We start from the raw sequence: 20,348 nt of genomic DNA on the forward strand, positions 1-20,348 counted from the left end.
AGTGTCCGGATCGCGATCGGCCCGCGAGACGGGTCGCGATCGGTCACGCCACCGTCGCCGACGCACAGAGCTAAGAGACGGGAGACCCATCTGTGGGACGAAATGCGTCACGCGAAGGGACCACTGCTCACCGTCGACGTCGGTGAGCGGACCGCGACCGAGACGACGATCGACGAGTTGCTCGAAACCTACGTCGGCGGGCGAGCGGCCGCGACGGCGCTCGCACACGAGCGGATCCCGTTCGACGCCGACCCGTTCGACCCGGACAACCGGGCGTACCTGTCGACGGGCCCGCTCCAGCAGTCCCAGATGTCCTTCACCGGTCGGATGAACATGACGGGGCTGTCGCCGCTGACCGACGGCCTCGTCTCGACCAACGCCGGGGGCTACCTCTCGCGGAACTTCGTCGGCACCGGGATCAGCGTCCTCGAACTGGTCGGCGAGAGCGACGAGTTGCTCGCGGTGCACGTCCGAGACGACGGAGTGTCGTTCGAGGAAGTACCGGAACTCGAGGGGGCAACGGTGCCCGAAACGTCCGACTACATGGACGACCGGCACGGCCTCGGGCCCGAACACTGCATCGCGATCGGGCCCGCGGGGGAGAACCGCGTCCGCTTCGCCTCGGTGATGACGTTCGACTCGCGTGCGTTCGGCCGCGGCGGCCTGGGTGCGGTGCTGGGCGCGAAGAACGTCAAGTGCGTCACATTCGAGGGCGACGCGGCGCCGCCGGTCGAGATTCCGGACCCGCCGGAGATGGACATCCACCGGGAAGCGGCCCAGTCGGACGACCTGATGCGCCGGCAGGGAACGACGGGCGGCACGGAGTTCATCAACGACAACTTCTCGCTGCCCACCCGCTACTTCCGGGAGTACGAGTTCGAACACGTCGCGGACATCGGCGGCGACGCCGTCGAGGAGAAAAAGTACAAGAAAGGGGCGTGCTCGGCCTGCGCGTACGCCTGCAAACTGCCGACGCGGGACGAGGAGACGGGCGTCGAGACCGAAGGGCCCGAGTTCGAGACCGTCTATTCGTTCGGCTCCTGCCAGGGTGTGGGGGACATCGTCGACGTGATGAGAGGGAACGAACTCTGCGACACGCTCGGGATGGACACAATCTCGGCCGGCGTCACCGTCGCGGCCTACCTCGACAGCGAGGACGAGTTCGGCAACGCGGCCCTCGCCCAGGAGGTGACCGAGAAGATCGCCTATCGAGAGGGGATCGGCGACGTGCTCGCGGCGGGCGTCGATCGGTGCCACGACGACCTCGGCGTCGACAACTACACCGTCAAGGGGATGGAGTTCGCGGCCCACGACGGCCGCGTCCTCCACGGCCAGGGCCTGTCCTATGCAGTGGCGAACCGCGGCGGAGATCACATGTACGCCGGAATGTTGAGCCTCGAGTACAGCGGCGAACTCGACCCGGAGGGCACCCTCGGGAAGGCCGAGACCCTCGTCGAGGAGGAGAACGCCTCCGCGTTCCGGGACACCGGTATCGTCTGTGCGTTCGGGAGCGACTACGTCACCGACGAGCGCCTCGAGACGCTCTTCGACGCCGACTACGACGACCTCATGGCCGTCGGCGCGGCGACCGTCCGCCTCGAGCGCCACTTCAACAACCAGCGCGGGTTCGATCGCGCCGACGATCGACTCCCCTACGAGATTCCAGATCTCGAGGACGCGATCGAGGAGTACTACGACGCCCGGGGCTGGGACGACGGGATCGTGCCCGACGAAACGATCGAGACGGCCGTGCCGTCGGCCGACTGATACGGACTGCTGTAGTCAATTACCGTCGATCACCGACCCCGTTCTGGTGATCGGCGGTAAGTAGTTACAGCAATCCGTATGACGCGATCGGACCGGCCGGTCCGGCGTCGCTAGCCCGCCGAGAGCGCCTCCTCGAGCCGATCCTCGATCGCCGACAGTTCCGCGTACAGTTCGTCGCTCGCCTCGTCCTGGAGGTCGTCGATCCGCGTCGCGAGCCCTTCCAGTCGGGTCCCCTTCTCGGTCTCGTCGCTCTCGACCTTCTGGACGTAGACGTCCTCCGTGACGTCGTAGACGTCCGCGGTCGAGAGGCCGGTGACGGTCAGGACGACGTCCAGTTTGTCGCGATCGATCCCGAGGACCCACTCGCGGGGGATGCCGTGTTCGTCGAGCGCGTCGAGGACGGTCTCCTCGTCCTTCGGGCGGCGGCGTTCGCGAGTGGTTCGTCGAACGGCACCGAACCGGCCCGCGAGTCGCTGGTCGGGCCCGAGTCGATCGAGCAACGCGTCGCGCGCCGTCGTTCGCATCCGGTCGGTACCCCGCTGGACGTCCGAGAGCAACACGTAGAGGTCGGTCAGCGAGTCGGTGTCGAGCGACTCCGGGTCCTCCGCGTCGGCCTCGAGACGCTCGACGAAGTCGGCCAGCAACAGCGCGTCGTCGTGGACCCGCTCGGGCGCAGTTCGCGCCTCGATCGCCGAGAGCAGGTACGGGCTCTCGCCGCCGACGGCCCGCTCCGGATCGCGAACGATCGCGTCGTCGACCACGGTGTACGCTCCCGAGAGAGTCAGGACGGCAGCGTACGGCTCGACCCGGGGCGGCAGGTCGGCCACGGGAATCGCCTCGTCGGGGAGGCGATCGACCAGGACACCGAACTGCTCCCGCCAGAGGGGCTGTCGCTCGCCGCTGTCGGTGAATCGAACGGTAAGCCGGTCCGCGTCGACTGCGTCGACCTCGAACCGGCGCTCGGAGACCGGCGTGACCAGTTCCGCCCCCGGATCGAGATCTTCGACGGTCGATCGCAGGTCGGTCCAGAATTCCTGGTCCATACCGACCCTTCGCCGGGCGTCGTCAAAAAGCAGCCCCACGAACCTGCCACGCCCTCCCGGTGATTCCCACGGTACGACACCACTCTCCGGACGGGACGTTACTCGTCCGCCGCGACGACCGGCGGCAGTTCGGCGAGCGAGTCGAGTCGATACGTCGCCTCCGCACCGCCCGCGCCGGCCTCGTCCTCCCGCACGAGCAGTGCCGAATCGATCCCCGCGTTGTGGGCCGCCCGCACGTCGACCGCCCGATCGCCGACGTACAGCGCGTCGTCGGCGTCCAGCGAGTCCATCGCGGCGTGGATGTTCCGGGGATCGGGTTTGCGGCGAGCGAGGCCGTCCGGCGTCAGGGGACAGCCGTGGACGGTCTCGAACAGCGATCGGAGTCCGAATCGATCGAGGACCGTCGAGACGACGCCCGGGTGGTTGTCGCTGACGATCCCGAGCGGGTGGTCGAGCGATCGCACGGTCGAGACGTCGTCGTACACCGATCGCAGGCCGCGCTCGATCGCCTCCCGTTGCGTTCGGACGAGTTCCCGCGCCGCCCGCGAACAGAACGCGTCGGTGTCGATGCCGAGGCTGCGACACCGTTCGGTGAGCGAGTCGAAGTCACCGGCGACGAGCGCGAGCAGGGTCTCGCGGGACGGGCCCGACGCGCCGAGTGCGTCGTAGGTGCGTCCGACCGCGTCGGAGAGCCGCTCTCGCGAGGGGGTCTCGACGACGACCCCATCGAAGTCGAACAGGACCGCGTCGTACTGCATGCTGGTTCGTTCTCGTCGGCCAACACTCTTAAGAATAGGCGATTCGCTCTCGGCGACTACGGTGGCCGGCTAGCCGCCGTACACGGACGGAACCAGCCGAATGACGGACTCGCTCTCGATGGGCGTCTCGACTCCATTCAGGTGGGTGACGTTTTTCTTGTCCCTGGTCACGACGGTCTCCCCGACCAGTCCCTCGCCGTCGGGTGCGACCAGTCGCCCGTCGAGCGACGGGTACGCCGTCTCGAGGTCGGTCAGCAGTTCCCCGACGGTTTCGGCGTCGGTCCCGAACTGGACCGTCTTCTCACCGACGGCCTCGCGGAACGGGCCGAAAAAGACGCATTCGACTTGCACACGTCGGAATAGCGCGCAATACGTCTTGTAACCGACGGTTCAGGTTCGCCTCGCCCGGGTACTCGAACCCGACGTGGACTGTTGCTTCCGTTCACGAATCGCACGGATCAGTGGCCGCCTTTTTCTCACAAACCAGTTACAAATCACAAAAACAGTTATTACCTCCTATAACATCACTCGGGGTGTAATTCATGCTGGAGAACACGCGGACTCGACGAACGCTACTGAAAGGGATCGGTGCAGGTGGGCTCACGCTCACGTTCGCGGGCCTCGTATCCGCGGACGGCGAGCAGCAGTATCTCGTCCGGGGAAGTACCGGTATCGTGCGGCAGGTTCGCCGTCGCGGGTATTCCGTCGAACACAGCCTCGCCGACGGGAAGGTGCTCGTCGTCGTCGGTGAACCGGAGGCCAGTGACGACCTCGAGGGAATCGACGACGTTTCGACTGCAGTTCCGGACTTCGAGTTCGAACTCGAGGAACCGGAACTGTCCGCGTCGGCCGACGTCGACGTGGGTGACGACGATAGCGGGCCAGGGAAGGGCAAGGCGAAGGGCCACGACGACGGCTCGGACGACACGGACGAAGACGACTGGCCGGCGCTGTTCGACCAGCAGTGGGACAAACGCGTCACGGCCGCCGACGAGGCCCAGGGATGGGCCACCGGAGACGGTCGACGGCTGGCGATCATCGACACCGGCATCGACCACACTCACCAGGACCTCGGGAACGTAAACACCGACGCGAGCGTCTCCATCATCGGGGGCGAGATCGGCGACCACACCGGCGACTCGGGCGACCACGGGACCCACGTCGCCGGGATCACGGCGGCGACCGGCGAGGTCGGCGTGATCGGTACGGCACCGGACGCCGAGCTCGTTTCCATACGGGTCTTCGGGGAGGAAGGCGGCGCGACGTTCGGTGATATCCTCATCGCGATGGAGTACGCCGCAGACGTCGGCGCGGACGCGGCGAACATGAGTCTCGGGACGCCGCCGATCCCGCCGCAGGGCAACGCCGAGCAGTACCGGCGCGTGATGGAACCCGTCGCGCAGGCTGTCACCTCGCGGGGCACCTTGCTCGTCGGGAGCGCCGGAAACAGCGACGCGAACCTCCAGCAGGGCGGCTCTTTCACGCTCCCGAACAGCCTCTCGGGCGTGACGAGCATCAGCGCGACCGGCCCGAACGACGAGCGGACGTTCTACTCCAACTACGGCACCAACGAGATCGACGTCGGTGCTCCCGGCGGTGGGTACGAGACGTTCGAGAAGACCGTCTCGGAAGACGAGGACGAGGTGGAGTGGCCCTTCCCGACGAACCTCGTGCTCTCGACAGTCCCGGGAGACGGCTACGATTGGAAAGCCGGGACGTCGATGGCCGCGCCGCAGGTCACCGGCACTGTGGGCCTCGTCCGGGAGCGGTACCCCGATACGACCGCGAAACAGGTCGAGAAGTACATCAAACAGGGTGCCGACCTCGTGAGCGGCAACAGCGATCCCGACCTGGGCGCTGGCCGTCTCAACGCGAAAGACGCGCTGGACGTCGAGTAGCGACTCACCGATCGAGAAACGATCGCACGGTCGCGTCGAACGATCCTCGAACGCCTCAGGACGGCGTCAGCCGGTCCCATAGCGACTTCATCTCGGACGCCGTCGAGAGCGTCCGGCGACCCGATCAGACGTGGGATGCGGCAATCGCCCTGGTTCGTCGGTCCCTGCTCGAAGCACTGGCGACGCCGTCAGCGGTTCGCTCGAGCGGCCGATGGACCGCGACGAGCGACGATGTACTCGATCACTGTCGCTCGTCGGCTGCTGACTCGGGAGGCCCCCCCAACAGGCGAGTTAGTCCATCGAGAACGCGTCACCGGATCGAATCCGTCCGCTCGTCGAGTGGCTCGGAATCCGCCCTGACCGAGGCATAGACCCGGGTCGCCCACTCACACGCGATCGGTGCATCCGTATCGACGATCACCTGCATGAGTCCAGTGCTCTCGTCGTACCCCCCGATTCCGACGCATTCGTCGAAGATAGCGAGGCCGTACGGCAGTTCGTCACGCGTCCTGAGGGCCAGGTGTCCGCGATCGATCGCTTCCCGGGCGCGCTCCGGATACGACTCGAGGAGTTTCTCGACGGTGTGTGGCAGGTAGATGATTTCGGTGTCGGTTTCTTCGAATATCTGCCGGTGGAACTCGCCGAGAACGAGCGGCGCCATATGCGTCGTGTTGAACCCCCGGAACGACTCCGACTCGTCGACGAGCGAGACGAACCGTTCGACCGGACTGTACGGAGTATCCCGTTCCGCAACGGTGATCGTCGCATCCGCGAACGGTTCGACGACGAATTCCCGGTGATCGTCGCAGATGACGTCGAGAAGCGGGGTTAGTCTGTGCGCGGTCCGTACGTTTGTCTCGAACCGGAGTACCTCCTCTGCGATGACCTCGCCGCGCCACGTCAACTCGAATCGGCCATCGACTTTCTCGACGAATCCCTGCTCGTCGAGCCACTGCGTGTAGCGGTGGCTCGTCGCCTGCGAGACGTCGAGTCGTGCTTCGATCTCTCTGCGATCGAGCGGTTCCTCCAACAGTGTTTCGAGGACCGGGCCGTGCCGGACGATGTCGCCGAGCAGATCCGTGTCGACGCGACTGTCCGCGTCCTCCAGGCGCTGGCCGAGATACCGACGATTCCGCTCGTTTTCCAGGATGGCCTCGAAGACCGGCGACCCCGGTGGTGGCTGCCGATCCTCGGCGGTCCGTTCGTCTCGATCGAGAACCATGTGACTTTCTGGCTAGGGATGCGATGGCAATGGTAGTAACTCTATCCTGTACATCCCCCGAAAGACGTCTCACTCCCTGAAACGGTACTCTCTCCGCCGAACGCTGTTCGATAGGTGAGGCCAACGTCCGCCACGACGTATGCGTTGGCATGGCACACGATCCGATCGGCGTCGACGAGATCGAACCGTTCGAGGCGGCGCTTCACGGACCCGTAATTCGACCTTCCGACGAAAATTACGATCATACGCGCGCGGTGTGGAACGGGATGATCGACAAATACCCGGCCGTGATCGCCCGCTGTCGGGGCGTCGCCGACGTCATCAACGCGGTGAATTTCGCCCGCGACCGCGATCTTCTCGTGGCGGTTCGGGGTGGCGGACACAACGTCGCCGGGAGTGCCGTCTGCGACGACGGACTCGTCATCGATCTCTCGGAGATGAGGGGCGTCTGGGTAGATCCTGACGCGCGGACGGCGTGGGTCCAGGGCGGGGCCACGTGGGCGGACGTGGACCACGAAACCCAGGCGTTCGGGTTGGCAACGCCCGGCGGTCTCGTCTCGGAGACGGGCGTCGCGGGACTGACGCTGGGTGGCGGACTCGGCCACCTCCGCTGCAAGTACGGCCTGTCGTGTGACAACCTCGCCTCGATCGACCTGGTCACCGCGGACGGCGACTACCTGACCGCCAGCGCGGACGAGCACGAGGAATTGTTCTGGGGCCTCCGTGGCGGTGGCGGCAACTTCGGAGTAGTCACCGGCTTCGAGTTCGACCTCCACCCGGTCGGACCCGAGGTAGCGACCTGCCTGGTGTTCTATCCAGGTGACCGGCTGGCCGAGTGTCTCCGCGCCTACCGCGAGTACGTGGCGTCGGCTCCCGCCGAAGTCAGCACGCTCACGACGGCGGGCGTGATGCCCGACGAGGAACTGTTCCCGGCGGACGCGGTGAACGAGCCCAAGATCGGCGTCCTGGGCTGTTACGCGGGGTCGATCGAGGAAGGCGAGCGCGTGCTGAGACCGCTCCGGGAGATCGACGACCCGATCGCCGATTTCAGCGGGGCGATGCCGTACGTGGAATTGCAGCAACTCTTCGACGAGGACTACCCCGACGGGATGCGCTACCACTGGAAGTCGCTGTACCTCGACGGCCTCTCGGAGTCCGCCATCGAGCGACTCGCCTACTGGACCGACGTCGCGCCCTCTCCGCTCTCGACGGTCGACGTCTGGCAGTTAGGCGGTGCGATCGAACGGGCCGACGTCGAGGAGAGCGCGTTCGCGGGGAGACACGCACCCTTCCTGCTCGGCGTCGAAGCGAACTGGGAACGCCCGGAGAACGACGATGCGAACGTCGTCTGGGTGCGTGACTGCCTGGACGACATGCGACAGTTCTCCGACGGTTCGGTGTACCTGAACTTCCCGGGATTCCTCGAAGGGGGTGACGACGTGATTCGGACCACGTTCGGGCGGACGTACGACCGATTGGTCGCCCTGAAAGACGAGTACGATCCGACGAATCTCTTCAGCCTCAATCAGAACATCGCACCGTCCGGAAGTGTGCAGCCGGACGGTGGCGCGAGCCACGAGTGATCACGACGACGAATCGGGGACCGGTTCGCGGCGGTCGGTAGCGTTCACGATCGCACTCGCGAGTCGTCCGGTGGCGCTGCCCTTCCTGCTGGTTGCGCCGACACCCGGCGGGTCCAAACGGACACCTGTTGGGTGGCCTCGTCCTGGCGGAAGCGATGGTGCTACGCGTCGGCCAGGGGAGCCGACGCGGATCGCTGGCCTGGCCGTCCGAGATACCCGGGATCACGTGCGGTGAACGACTCACTGCTCCGACGTTTGTCGGAAAACCGCCCGTTTCGACACCGATCGCCTCACTTGGACTCGGATCAGGCGACGTCGTCGGGAACGTCGAAGTCGTGGTAGTGTTCGCCCTTCTCCGCACTGAGGACGTCGAGCGCCGCGGCAGCGCCGTCGCCGGCGGCGATCACGGCCTGCCACTCCTCGGCCCGGACCATCGCGCCCGTCGCGTACAGGCCGTCGATGCTGGTCTCCATGCTGAGATTCACGTCGACGGTGTCCTCGTCGTCGAAGTCGCAGCCGACGTTCTCGGCGATCGATCGGTCCGCGCCCGTCGCGAGCACGACGTAGTCGGCCTCGTACGCGTCGTCGTCGGTCTCGACCCGGAACCCGTCGTCCGCCCGTTCGACGTCGGTCACCTGCTCGTCGGTATGCAGGTCGGCACCGCGATCGCGAACCTGGCCACGGGTGAGCGTCATGAACTCGTCGCCGCCGATGCTCCGGATGCCCGGATAGTTGAACAGGTGGGCCTTGTGCATCCACGTCTCGTCAGTGTCGAAGACGATCGTCTCGAGGCCGTTCTTCGCGGTGAACAGGCCGGCACTCAGTCCGGCGGGGCCGCCGCCGACGATGATAACGTCTGGCATATCCAGCGTGACCACGAACAGCGGAATAAACGATTTTACAGCCCGACTGACAGTATCTACCTCCTGACGTGAGGGCCGCTCAGTGGAGCGACACCGAGGCGGGATCGATCCGCCGTGGTTCCGGGGCCTCGTCGGTCGAGACGGCGTAGTCGCCCCGATCGGTCGCCGCGTCCGCGTCGCCGGTGAGAACGATGACAGCCTCCGCGAGTAGCGGGGCGATCACGCCCGCGACGACCGTCCGTGGCTCGGACAGCGGTGCCCGAACGACCACGCGTTCGCCGGATTCGAAGCCGTGCTCGTCGATCACGTCGCGCGCCGTCGCGAGGACGTCCTCGTGGGTGTAGATCCGGTTCCCGTCGGTCAGGATGTCGGTCTCCGGGGAGACGGAAAGCGGCGGAAACGACGGGTTCTCGCTCCAGAGGCCCGCGTCGAAGTGGTGGACGTCGGGCTCGTCGGGCTTGTCGCCGTAGCCGACCCGCTGGGCACCCCTCGGGAGTTCGTACCGTTCGAGGGCGTCGACCGGGGCGACGAGCGCCCGGACCTCGACTCGGGTAGCGAGGTCCGTCGGCGGCTCGAACTGCGTCCGGCCTTCGAGCAGCGTCGTACCGAAAAACGCCTCGAGTGCGAGCGGTCCGTCGCCGACGACGCCGACGGTGACTCCTTCGCGAATCCCCGCGTGTCGCAGGAAGTTGCCCGACTTCCAGGCGGTCGTACACAGCCAGTGGACGTCGAACTCGCGTCCGGTCGCGTCGACGAGCGCCGGCCGATCGTCGCGCCGGTCACGCGTGAGCAGGGCGTCGACGGTTTCCATACACGACATTTCGGGTACTGCATGAAAAGTCCGCCGTGTTCGGCGTCACCTCGCGGCCGTGTCCGCTCACCGGCACCCTCCTCAGATGACCCCGTGATTCCGGTAGAACCGTCGGGTTCGTTCCTCGGCGAGCAACGGTCGATGAACCTGCAGCGACGCCACGCCGGGGTAGCTGTTGGCTTCGATGATCGAGAACTCCCCCTCGCCGGTGACGACCACGTCCCAGCCGACGTAGGGCACGTGCGAGAGGGTCTCCGCGATCTCGAGCAGTCGATCGCGCACGACCGGCCAGCCGGGCACTTCGGTCCCCTCGATTCGGGTGCCTGTGTCGGGATGGGTCTCGTGCCAGTCGACGCTGCCGCCCGTCGGATACGCGGCGGCCGTACCGAGACGGCCGGTCTCGCGATCGATCTCGGCGCTCAACCCGCCGTTCGAGAAGTTGTCCACGGGGACGGACTCTCGCGTTCCCAGCCGGTGGATCGCGATCGGAACGAACGCCCCCCGGTTTCGCTCGTCGAACATCGTGAGGACGCGGATCGTGTTCGCCGCGTCCGGGAACAGGTCGTTCGCATAGTCGGCCTGCTCGACGAACTCGCAAACCAGGTAGTTTTCGAGGGAGGCGAGCGTCTCGGCGAGTTCGGCCTCGCTCGTCGGGCTGCCGTCGTAGTAGTATTCGTCGTCCCGTCGCTCGAGGAAGTGGACGTTGTTCCCGCCGCCACCGCTGAACCACTTCAGGACGAGCCGGTCCCTGTTCGAGAGGTGGTCGTCAACCCAGTCGAGGGGGTCGGCAGTCGGCTTCGACGACGGGGACGGGTGCTCGAGTTCGACCCCGCCGTCGTTCAACACCGCTCCGTGGCCGTCGACTCCCTCGGCAGGCGCCCCGTCGTCAGTCTCCTCGTCGCCGGGCGCCTCGCCGTCGGGATCGAACGCGTGGAACCGACCGTCGACGAGCATCCCGTACACGGTCGGTCTGTGTGCGGGGTACTCGCCGAGAACCCGGTGAAAGGCGAGTTTGTTGTCGATCAGGGCGTTCCAGTGACCGTTGATTCGTTTCGTTCCGAGAAACCGCTGGTAGTCGGAGAGGTACGCACCGGGATCGTGAGCTTCGAAGTCGTAGATCGCGTGGGACTTGCTCAGGAAGCCGCGGCGATAACACCAGCACCGCTGGCGAAGCGACGGGTCGAACGACGAACCCGACCGTCGCTCCGCCCGAACGAGTTTTCGTACTTGCGCGACCGTCTGGTACGCTCGTTTGACGTCCATCGATCACGACTGGCGGCCGCGAGCCCGATACTTATACTCGATGTAACGATCGTCCGCGAGCGTACAACGGTCCCGTCGCCGATCGTTGCAGCCCCCGGGACCCGTTTTTCGTCGCGTATCGAATCTCCAGTCGACTCGAAAACCCGCAGTCAGAACGCCCGCTTGATCTTCTCGAAGAAGCCTTCCTTCACTTCGATCTCGTCGCCGCCGGCCTCGGCGAACGCCTCGAGGGCCTCCCGCTGGTCTTCGTTGAGCGACTCGGGGGTGACGACCTGCACCTTGACGTAGAGGTCCCCGTGGCCGCGGCCCCGAAGCCGGGGCATCCCCTTCCCCTCGAGGCGGAAGGTTTCGCCGCTCTGGGTGCCCTGGGGAATTTCGAACTCGACGCTCCCGGACAGCGTCGGCACCTCGACGGTGTCGCCGAACGTCGCCTGCGGGAACGAGATCGGCAGCCGGTAGCGGAGGTCGTCGCCCTCGCGCTCGAACTCCTCGTGCTCGGCGATCGTCACGTCGATCAGGAGGTCGCCGTGCGGGCCGCCCTCGGGGCTCGGCGCACCCTCTCGCTCCATCCGGAGCGTCTGGCCGTCCTGGATTCCCGCCGGTACCTCGACCGTCAGCGTGGCCTCGTTGCGGACGTAGCCCTCGCCGCGGCACTCGCTGCAGGTCTCGGAGTAGAGCGTCCCCTCGCCCTCACACCGGGGACAGGCCGTCGTCTGCTGGACGCGCCCGAGCGGCGTCTGCTGGACCTGGGTCACCTGCCCGCGACCCTGGCACTCGGGACAGGTCCGGGCGTCCGCATCCGGGGGGTGGCCCTCGCCGTCACAGACGTCGCAGGTTTCCGGCCGCTCGACGGTAAACTGCTTCTCGACGCCCTCGTAGGCCTTCTCGAGGTCGATCTCGAGACCCGTACGGAGGTCGCGGCCCTTCCGCGGACGGCTGCGACCGCGGCCGCGGCCGCCGCCGAAGACCTGCTCGAAGATGTCGCCGAGGCCGCCGCCCATGCCGTCACCGCCCATGCCGCCGAACGGGTCGCCGCCCATGCCGCCGGCACCGCCTTCGCTAGCGTCGAACCCGTGCTTCTCGGCCTGTTCGTACCGATCGTGTCCCATCCGATCGTAGGCCTGGCGTTTCTCCTCGTCGGTCAACACCTGTTTCGCCTTCTGGATCTTCTTGAACTTCTCCTCGGCGTCCGGATCGTCGCTGACGTCCGGATGGTACTCGGTGGCCTTCTTCCGATAGGCCTGTTTGATGTCCTCGGTCGAGGCGTCGGGACTCACGCCGAGAACGTCGTAGAAATCCTCGCTCATTCGTTGCCCCACGGTACTCGGTTGAACCACTTGAAACGAACGTTCCGAACTTTTTGTGCCTCGGGTTCGCTCGCTACGCTCGCTCACCTCTCGGCACAAAAACTTCGATGAAAAACACCGAGGGACCGCAGGTCCCTCGAGCCCTCGCTCGCTCTGCTCGCGAGGAGGCCGCTCGCTCCCGCTGGTCGCTCGCGGGTACAGTTACTCGCTCATAGCGGCAGCGCTCCCCTTCGGTTTTCGAAACTACGATGGACGAGCGCAGCGAGTCCATCGAGGTCGAGGAAGACGACTCTCGGAGTTACTCGTCGTCGTCTTCTTCGACGTCCTCGAAGTCGGCGTCGACGAACTCTTCACCCTCGTCGGCGGCAGCGCCGCCCGCGGCACCGCCGGCAGCGCCGCCCGGGCCGGGGTTCGGGCCGCCGCCCATACCGGCACCGGCAGCGCCACCTGCAGCGCCTCCGGCGCCGCCTGCGGCACCGGCGTCGGCGGCGCCGGCCTGCTGGTAGACCTGTTTGCCGATCTCCTGGAGTTCCTGGCTCAGGTCCTCGGTCGCGGCCTCGATGTCCTCGGCCTCCGCATCGTCGTCGTCGATCGTCTCCTCGACGTCCTCGATCGCGGCCTCGATATCGGCCCGGAGGTCGTCGTCGACCTGCTCGTTCTCTTCGAGGAGCGTCTCGGCGCGCTGGATCGTCGCCTCGGCAGTGTTGCGGGCTTCGATCCGCTCGCGCTTTTGCTTGTCCTCCTCGGCGTGTTTCTCGGCCTCGCGCTGCATGCGCTCGATCTCGGAGTCGGAGAGGCCGGCGCCGCCCTCGATGGTGATCTCCTCGCTGGTGCCGGTGCCCTTGTCCTCGGCCGAGACGTTGACGATGCCGTTCTCGTCGATGCTGAACGTGACCTCGATCTGGGGCGTTCCCGCGGGTGCCGGCGGGATGCCGGTCAGGTGGAACTCGCCGAGCAGTTCGTTCTTCTCGGCGAGTTCGCGCTCGCCCTGGAAGACCCGAACCTGCACGGAGGTCTGGTTGTCCGCCGCGGTGGTGAAGATCTTCGACTCCTCGGTCGGGATCGTCGTGTTCTTCTCGATGAGTCGCTCGAAGAGGCCGCCCTTGACCTCGATCCCGAGCGAGAGCGGGGTGACGTCCAGCAGGACGATGTCGTCGACCTCGCCGCCCAGCACGCCGCCCTGGATCGCCGCGCCGAGCGCGACGGCCTCGTCCGGGTTGACGTTCTTCTGGGGCTCCTTGCCGGTGAGTTCCTCGACCTTCTCGCCGACCTGTGGCATCCGGGTCGAACCGCCGACCAGAAGCACCTCGTCGATGTCGTCTTTCTCGTATCCGGCGTCTTCGAGGGCCTGTTCGGTCGGTTCGACCGTGCGATCGATCAGGTCCGATGTGAGCGACTCGAACTTCGCACGGGTCAGGCTCTCTTCGAGGTGGATCGGGCCGTCGTCGGTCGCGGTGATGAACGGGAGGTTGATCTCGGTCTCCTTGCGCGAGGAGAGTTCGATCTTGGCCTCCTCGGCGGCGTCCTTGAGTCGCTGGAGGGCCTGGCGATCGTCGCGGAGGTCGATGTCGTGTTCCTCCGCGAAGTTGTCCGCGAGCCAGTCGATGATCGCCTGGTCCCAGTCGTCGCCACCGAGGTCGTTGTCGCCGTTGGTCGCGACGACCTCGTAGACCCCGCCGCCCAGATCGAGGATCGAGACGTCGAACGTCCCGCCACCGAGGTCGTAGACGAGCACCGTCTGGTCCTCGTCGTCGTCGAGACCGTAGGCCATGGAGGCGGCCGTCGGCTCGTTGATGATGCGCTCGACCTCGAAGCCGGCGATCTCGCCGGCGTCCTTGGTCGCCTGGCGCTGTCGGTCCGAGAAGTACGCCGGGACCGTGATGACGGCCTTCTCGACCTCGTCGCCGAGGTAGTCCTCGGCGTCGCGCTTGATCTTCTGGAGGATCATCGCCGAGATCTGCTCGGGCGTGTACTCCTCGTCCTCGATCTCGACGGTGTAGTCCTCTTCACCGATGTGGCGCTTGATCGACTGGATCGTCTTCTCGGGGTTCTGGACCGCCTGGTTCTTCGCCGGTTTGCCGACGAGTCGCTCCTCGTCGTCGGTAAAGGCGACGACGGAGGGCGTCGTTCGCTCACCTTCCGCGTTGACGATGATCTCCGGGTCTCCACCCTCCATCACCGCGAACGCGCTGTTCGTCGTGCCCAGGTCGATTCCGAGAATCTTGTTGCTCGCCATCACGAAATTCCTTGCGGTCACTTTGGTTTAAAGCTTGCCACCGAAACCCGATTGCACTTGGTATTATAGATCTCGCCGGCCGATCGCGGGGAAGGGTCCGATCGGTTCGTGACGGTTTTCACCGTCGGCGACTTCGAGAGGAGCGACCAGCACTATGTCGAACTCCGCTCCGCCCGGGTCGGAAGACCGAGCCGCGCTCGGGTCGTCCGCTGGCGACGCTCGATCCGACGGATCGACCCTCACGTTCGGGTACCACGGGGTCCGGGCCGGATTCGTTATCGCGCTCCCGATCGCGCTCGGCGTCGGGGGCTACGGCATCGCGTTCGGGATTCTGGCGACCCAAGCCGGTCTCAGCGTCGCGGAAGCGACGTTGATGAGTGCGACCGTCGTCGCGGGCGCCTCACAGATAATCGCCGTCGAACTGTGGACGAACCCGATCCCGGTCTCGACGATCCTTCTCACGACGTTCGCGGTCAACCTCCGGTACTCGTTGATGGGAGCGGCGTTGCAGCCGTGGTTTCGACACCTCTCCCCGCCGCAGGCCTACGGAAGCCTGTTCTTCATGGCCGACGAAAACTGGGCGCTGACGCTCCGGGACCTCGAGGCAGGGAACGGCCGGGGCGCGTTTCTGCTCGGCAGCGGACTCGCGGTCTGGTCGGCGTGGGTCCTCTCGACCGTCGTCGGGACGCTCGCCGGCGGCGCGATCGGCGACCCGACCGCGTACGGGATCGACTTCGTCCTCGCGGCGGTGTTCGTCGCGCTCGCGGTGGAACTCTGGGACGGTGACTCGTCGCTCGTCCCCTGGAGCGTCGCTCTCGTGACCGCCCTGCTCGCCGCCCGATTCCTCCCCGGGCAGTGGTACATTCTCCTCGGCGGCGTCGCCGCCGGCGTTAGCGAGGTGCTCCGGTATGAGTGACGGCGCGTTCGGATCACTCGATCCGCTCGTCGTCGGCGTCGTCGTCGGCATGGCGATCGTGACCGTCGTCGCGAAGGTCGGCGGACTCTGGTTACTGAGCCAGATCGAGGTGAGCGATCGTCTCGAGGCGGGGATCGCGGTACTTCCGGGCGCGATCGTGATCGCGATCCTCGGCCCCGAACTCGCCGCCGGCGGCCCCGTAGAGTGGAGCGCGGCGGGCGCGACTGCGCTGGTCATGTGGCGGACGGGAAGCATCCTGGCGGCCCTCTGTGGCGGACTCGCGACGCTCGTTCTGCTTCGCTCGCTCCTCCCGGTCTGAACCCGCACGGGCCGGGCCGAGAGTCCTGTCGTCGATCGGATGCCGGATCTGCTGTCGATCGCGTCTGCCCGTCTGATCGTGCTCCCGAACGAAAAGAGTCGCTTCGTCGCACTCGATGGACCCCGGATCCGCCCGATCGAATCCGGGAGCCCCTCACTCCACGCGGCGGTCCCGTCGCTCGCCGGTGACCAGGCTTGACAGCGTTACTGGTCCTGATCGGTCGACTCGTCGTCCGCCGCGTCGGAGTCGTCGGCGATTTCGCCGCCGAGTTCGATCGCGTCGCCGGCTTCCTCGTCGGCCTCGGCACCGTCGGCGTCGTCGGTCGTTTCCTCGGCGTCGGTGTCGTCGTCCGTTCCGGTCGCCTCGTCGTCGGCGTCTCCGGCACCGTCGTCTCCCGCCTCGTCGGCCCCCTCGGCTTCCTCGCCGTCGTCCGACTCCGCTGGCTCGTCGAGTTCGCCGTTCGATACCGTCACCTGGGCGTTCTGGATGACCTTCTCGCCCATCTCGTAGCCGGGTGTGTAGACGTCGGCGATCGTCCCTTCCGGTTCGGCGCTGTCGACGCGCATCATGACCTCGTGGCGCTGTGGATCCGTGTCCGTCCCGGGGTCGGGATCGATCTCGGAGACGTTCTCGTCTTCGAGAATCCGATCGAACTCCCGGAGGGTCATCTCGATGCCGTCCCGGAGCCCCTCGACGTCGCCGCTCTCCTCTTCTAGGGCGCGTTTCAGGTTGTCGCGGACGCCGATGAGTCGCTCGACGAGGTCCTCCGTAGCGCGATCCTTGATCTGTTGCTGGCGCTTTTTCGCGCGCTTCTTGTAGTTCTGGAAGTCGGCCTGCTTGCGCTTCAGGCGACTCTTCAGGTCCTCGACTTGCTCCTCGTACTCCTCGAGTTGCTCGTCCCGGTCCGCGAGGGCCTCCCTGTGTGCTTCGAGTTCGTCCTGGAGTTCGCCGATCGTCTCGGCCTGGGCCTCGACGCGCTCGGTGAGGTCGTCGAGTTCCGCGCGCTGGTGTTTGACGGTCCCGTTCAGGTCCCGTGCCTCCTCGACGATCGAGTTGACCCGGTGGGCGAGTTCGTCGTCGTACTCGGTCACGCGGTCCAGGATCTGCTGGACGTCTTCGCTCGTTTCGGGCGCACGGGGACGGTCCTCGGCCGAGTCGGGTTCCGAGTCCGAATCCGGCTCTGGGGTCGCATCTCCGGTCGAGCCGTTCGACCCGGCCCCCTCGATCTCGGCGTCCACCTCCGCGGCCGATTCCTCCGGTGCCTCCTCCCGGTCGGCGACCTGCGTCTCGCCGTCGTCGGATTCCTCCTCGGACGGGACACCCTGGGCGGAAGCGTTCGTGCCCTCGTCTTCGCTCATGTGCCAGTCAAGGAACAGCGGTAATAAAAGGGTTGAGGTACGCCCGTTCGCGACCCGCCACCGATCGAACCGTTCACTCACACCGATCGCACGGGCCGTCGACGTCGGCCCTCGATCGGGCGCCGGACCGACACTATTTGGGCGCCCGGTCCCCAACCCCCGGCCGTGACGACGGGACGAGACGACGACCCGACGATCGAACTCCGGTACGAAGACGGGACGGTCCGCGTCGACGGACTGGATCCGGCGCTCGAATCGGCGATCCGCGAGCGCGTTCCGGCCCTCGAGACGGACCCACGAACGGACGGCTGGCGGGTGCCTGCGTTCCGCTACGCCGCCCTCCGATCGACGCTGGAGGCGATCGACGCCGCGGTCGTCGATCACGTGCTCGATCTCGCTCCCGTCCCGACCCTCCGGTCGGCGTACGAACTTCGCTCGTACCAGGAGACGGCGCTGTCCGCGTGGCTCGAGACCGATCGGTGGAACAGCACTGCTGGAACGACGTCGGAACCCACCGGCGATCCGGCTCGCGCACCCGCGGGCGTCCTCGAGTTGCCGACGGGCAGCGGCAAGACCGTGATCGCGATCGCGGCCATCGAACGCCTCTCCGTCCCGACGCTCGTCGTGGTCCCGACGATCGACCTGCTCGAGCAGTGGGAGCGCGAACTCGAGCGGGAGTTCGGCGTTCCCCACTCGAACGCCGATTCTGGCGTTCGTCGGGAGTCGTCCGACAGCGTCGAGATCGGCCGCTTCGGCGGCGGGGAGCAGCGACTCGGACCGCTCACCGTCTCGACGTACGACTCGGCGTACCTCAAGGCCGACTCGATCGGCGATCGGTTCGGCCTGGTCGTCTTCGACGAGGTCCACCACCTCGGCGGCGAGGGCTACCGCGAGATCGCTCGCCTGCTCGCCGCACCCGCCCGACTCGGACTCACCGCCACGTTCGAACGGCCCGACGGTGCCCACGACGTGATCGAGGACATTGTCGGGCCGCTCGTCCACCGGGTCGATCCCGACGACCTGGCCGGGACCCACCTGGCACCGTACGACATCAAGCGCCTCGAGGTCTCGCTCACGCCCGACGAGCGCGAGGAGTACGAGCGCAAACAGGAGGTGTTCACGAACTACCTCGCCCGCTCGAACATCGACATGCGAAGCGGGTCGGACTACCAGGAACTCGTGAAGCGATCGGGCTCCGACCCCGCGGCGCGCGAGGCCCTGCTCGCACGCCAGCGGGCCCGCGCGATCGTGTACGGGAGCGAGGCCAAGATCGACGCCCTCGGGAGAATCCTCGCGGATCACCGCGGCGATCGTACGATCGTCTTCACGGCGCACAACGACCTCGCGTACGACGTCAGCGAGCGGTTCCTGATCCCGACGATCACCCATCAGACGGGAACAGCAGAACGCCGAGAGGTTCTGGAGCGGTTCCGGCAGGGGACCTACACTCGGATCGCCACCTCGAACGTGCTCGACGAGGGTGTCGACGTGCCGGACGCCTCCGTGGCAGTCGTCCTCTCGGGTAGCGGCAGCGAGCGCGAGTTCGTCCAGCGACTCGGCCGGATCCTCCGTCCGAATGCTGACGGCGGCCGGGCGATCCTGTACGAGGTCGTCGCCAGCGACACCAGCGAGGAACGGGTCGCCGAGCGACGGCGGGAGGACGCGCTGTATGATAGCCACTGAAACGGTTTACACACCGATCGTAAAGCCGTCCTGCGATCGGGTGTGCATTGACTTTCAGTGGCTACTAGAGGCCGATTCCCTCCGGCGGCGGTCGACCGCCACCCGCCGCCCGCTTCCCCGTCGTTGGCAACCCCACAGTAGAAACGTCGGAGTGCCGGCGTAACTCGTCACTCGCTACTGTCGGCCAATCGTCACCGGCAATCGTGACCGTCGGCCGATCGTCACCGGCAATCGTCGGCCGATCGTTACCCGCGATCGACGGCGGAGCGTCGGTCTACGCCCGGCGATCGATCAGTTACTGAAACGAGGGGAGAACGTCCTCGCCGAACGTCTCGACGAACGCCGCCTGGTTCGTGTTCACGTTGTGGACGAACACCCGATCCACGTCGAGGTCGACGTCGGACTCGAGCCAGGCGACGTGGTCGTCGAGGTCGGCCGAGACGCGTACGTTCTCCTCGACCTCTTCGGCGGTGATCTGGGCACCTAGTTCGTCGTACTGCTCGGGGGTGCGGAGTTCCTGGGTCACCGGGCCGGGAATGCAGTTCGTCCCCCACTGCTCTCGGGCGCCCTCGAGCGAAGCGTCGTAGTCGTCGGCGTAGGAGTGCTGGGCCTTGAGGTAGATCGGCTTGTCCGGTGCCCGCTCCCGGAACGCCTCGACGCGCGCGGCGTCGTCCTCGTGGTCGGGCGTCGCGATCGTGATCATGCCGTCAGCCCAGTCGGCGAGCCACGCGGCTGTCTCCTCCGACAGCGCGGCCCCGATCAGCGGCGGCGGCGTCTCGGGTCGGGAGTAGAGTGTCGCCTGTTCGACGTCGACGCGGCCGTGGTGGGTCACCTCTTCGCCGTCCCAGAGCCGCCGCATGACGTCGGCACACTCCTCGAGGCGGGCGTTGCGCTCGCGTTTGACGGGCCAGTCGGTGCCCGTGATGCCCTCGTTCAGCAGTTGACCGCTCCCGACGGCCAGCCAGAACCGTTCGGGGTACATCTCGCGCAGCGTCGCCGCTCCCTGGGCGACGATCGCGGGGTGGTAGCGGTAGCCCGGCGCGTTGACGGTGCCGAACGTGAGGTCAGTCGCCTCCAGCGCCGACCCGAGCCAGGACCAGACGAAGCCCGATTCGCCCTGCTGTTCGCTCCAGGGGTGGAAGTGATCCGAGGCGAGGGCGTGATCGAAACCCTGTTCGTCGGCGAGTTTCACCCACTCGAGGAGGTCACTCGGCGCGAACTGTTCGTGCGAGGCGTGGTAGCCGAGGACGGTCATCGGAACTCCCCGCCGATCGGCGTCGGTCGCGCGCTCGCGGGGTCGGATCGCGATCGCGCTTCTATT

General features: G+C 66.6%; 17 protein-coding genes. 6 read left to right on the forward strand and 11 right to left on the reverse strand.

What is annotated here, in order from left to right; genetic code table 11:
• Nucleotides 1–102 precede the first annotated feature (102 nt).
• Nucleotides 103–1,767, forward strand: a complete 1,665-nt coding sequence (locus MUN73_RS15870) for an aldehyde ferredoxin oxidoreductase C-terminal domain-containing protein (protein ID WP_250141486.1) — start codon at nucleotides 103–105, stop codon at nucleotides 1,765–1,767.
• 110 nt (nucleotides 1,768–1,877) lie between these two features.
• On the opposite strand, the gene MUN73_RS15875 is transcribed toward MUN73_RS15870, so the two are convergent.
• From MUN73_RS15875 to MUN73_RS15885, 3 genes are all read right to left on the reverse strand, one after another.
• A complete protein-coding gene (locus tag MUN73_RS15875) occupies nucleotides 1,878–2,810 on the reverse strand; it encodes a DUF7983 family protein (RefSeq protein WP_250141487.1) in 933 nt (310 codons plus the stop codon).
• A 98-nt stretch (nucleotides 2,811–2,908) separates the two neighbouring features.
• Nucleotides 2,909–3,568, reverse strand: coding sequence for an HAD family hydrolase (locus MUN73_RS15880; RefSeq protein WP_250141488.1), 660 nt, complete (start codon nucleotides 3,566–3,568; stop codon nucleotides 2,909–2,911).
• A 69-nt stretch (nucleotides 3,569–3,637) separates the two neighbouring features.
• Complete coding sequence (locus MUN73_RS15885) at nucleotides 3,638–3,919, reverse strand: MoaD/ThiS family protein (protein ID WP_250141489.1); 282 nt, start codon at nucleotides 3,917–3,919, stop codon at nucleotides 3,638–3,640.
• A gap of 191 nt (nucleotides 3,920–4,110) precedes the next feature.
• Between MUN73_RS15885 and MUN73_RS15890 the strand changes: the two genes are divergently transcribed.
• Entirely contained in the window at nucleotides 4,111–5,466 is a 1,356-nt protein-coding gene (locus MUN73_RS15890) for a S8 family peptidase (RefSeq protein ID WP_250141490.1), read from the forward strand.
• 310 nt (nucleotides 5,467–5,776) lie between these two features.
• Here MUN73_RS15890 and MUN73_RS15895 read toward each other — a convergent pair whose 3' ends face one another.
• Nucleotides 5,777–6,688 (reverse strand): helix-turn-helix transcriptional regulator, encoded by a 912-nt coding sequence (locus tag MUN73_RS15895; RefSeq protein WP_250141491.1) that lies wholly within the window; start codon nucleotides 6,686–6,688, stop codon nucleotides 5,777–5,779.
• A 149-nt stretch (nucleotides 6,689–6,837) separates the two neighbouring features.
• Here MUN73_RS15895 and MUN73_RS15900 point away from each other — a divergent pair, with 149 nt between their 5' ends.
• Nucleotides 6,838–8,271 (forward strand): FAD-binding oxidoreductase, encoded by a 1,434-nt coding sequence (locus MUN73_RS15900; RefSeq protein ID WP_250141492.1) that lies wholly within the window; start codon nucleotides 6,838–6,840, stop codon nucleotides 8,269–8,271.
• Between the two features lie 305 nt (nucleotides 8,272–8,576).
• Here the strand turns inward: MUN73_RS15900 and MUN73_RS15905 are convergent, their stop codons facing one another.
• The 5 genes from MUN73_RS15905 to dnaK all read right to left on the reverse strand — a co-directional run bounded on the left by MUN73_RS15905 (nucleotide 8,577) and on the right by dnaK (nucleotide 14,751).
• On the reverse strand, nucleotides 8,577–9,134 hold the full coding sequence (locus MUN73_RS15905; protein WP_250141493.1) for an NAD(P)/FAD-dependent oxidoreductase: 558 nt from the start codon (nucleotides 9,132–9,134) through the stop codon (nucleotides 8,577–8,579).
• A gap of 79 nt (nucleotides 9,135–9,213) precedes the next feature.
• Nucleotides 9,214–9,945 (reverse strand): hypothetical protein, encoded by a 732-nt coding sequence (locus MUN73_RS15910; RefSeq protein WP_250141494.1) that lies wholly within the window; start codon nucleotides 9,943–9,945, stop codon nucleotides 9,214–9,216.
• Between the two features lie 81 nt (nucleotides 9,946–10,026).
• Nucleotides 10,027–11,208 carry a sugar-transfer associated ATP-grasp domain-containing protein gene (locus tag MUN73_RS15915; protein WP_250141495.1) on the reverse strand — a complete coding sequence of 394 codons (1,182 nt, stop codon included), beginning with the start codon at nucleotides 11,206–11,208 and terminating at the stop codon, nucleotides 10,027–10,029.
• Between the two features lie 149 nt (nucleotides 11,209–11,357).
• On the reverse strand, nucleotides 11,358–12,515 hold the full coding sequence (dnaJ, locus tag MUN73_RS15920) for a molecular chaperone DnaJ (RefSeq protein WP_250141496.1): 1,158 nt from the start codon (nucleotides 12,513–12,515) through the stop codon (nucleotides 11,358–11,360).
• A 298-nt stretch (nucleotides 12,516–12,813) separates the two neighbouring features.
• The gene (dnaK, locus tag MUN73_RS15925) at nucleotides 12,814–14,751 is read right to left on the reverse strand and encodes a molecular chaperone DnaK (protein WP_250141497.1); all 1,938 of its coding nucleotides are present in this window, start codon (nucleotides 14,749–14,751) and stop codon (nucleotides 12,814–12,816) included.
• Nucleotides 14,752–14,905: 154 nt separating this feature from the next.
• On the opposite strand from dnaK, the gene MUN73_RS15930 reads away from it, so the two are divergent.
• Together MUN73_RS15930 and MUN73_RS15935 are read left to right on the forward strand one after the other, a co-directional pair.
• The gene (locus tag MUN73_RS15930) at nucleotides 14,906–15,667 is read left to right on the forward strand and encodes an AzlC family ABC transporter permease (RefSeq protein WP_250141498.1); all 762 of its coding nucleotides are present in this window, start codon (nucleotides 14,906–14,908) and stop codon (nucleotides 15,665–15,667) included.
• The gene (locus MUN73_RS15935; protein ID WP_250141499.1) at nucleotides 15,660–15,986 is read left to right on the forward strand and encodes an AzlD family protein; all 327 of its coding nucleotides are present in this window, start codon (nucleotides 15,660–15,662) and stop codon (nucleotides 15,984–15,986) included. Before MUN73_RS15930 ends, MUN73_RS15935 begins: the two co-directional genes overlap by 8 nt.
• Before the next feature lie 203 nt (nucleotides 15,987–16,189).
• Here MUN73_RS15935 and grpE read toward each other — a convergent pair whose 3' ends face one another.
• Complete coding sequence (gene grpE / locus MUN73_RS15940) at nucleotides 16,190–17,344, reverse strand: nucleotide exchange factor GrpE (protein WP_250141500.1); 1,155 nt, start codon at nucleotides 17,342–17,344, stop codon at nucleotides 16,190–16,192.
• A gap of 165 nt (nucleotides 17,345–17,509) precedes the next feature.
• Here grpE and MUN73_RS15945 point away from each other — a divergent pair, with 165 nt between their 5' ends.
• Nucleotides 17,510–19,027, forward strand: coding sequence for a DEAD/DEAH box helicase (locus MUN73_RS15945; protein WP_250141501.1), 1,518 nt, complete (start codon nucleotides 17,510–17,512; stop codon nucleotides 19,025–19,027).
• Nucleotides 19,028–19,322: 295 nt separating this feature from the next.
• Here MUN73_RS15945 and MUN73_RS15950 read toward each other — a convergent pair whose 3' ends face one another.
• Nucleotides 19,323–20,282 (reverse strand): TIGR03885 family FMN-dependent LLM class oxidoreductase, encoded by a 960-nt coding sequence (locus MUN73_RS15950; protein ID WP_250141502.1) that lies wholly within the window; start codon nucleotides 20,280–20,282, stop codon nucleotides 19,323–19,325.
• Nucleotides 20,283–20,348: the final 66 nt, after the last annotated feature.

The organism is Halosolutus amylolyticus (assembly GCF_023566055.1).
In the GTDB taxonomy this organism is placed as follows: domain Archaea; phylum Halobacteriota; class Halobacteria; order Halobacteriales; family Natrialbaceae; genus Halosolutus; species Halosolutus amylolyticus.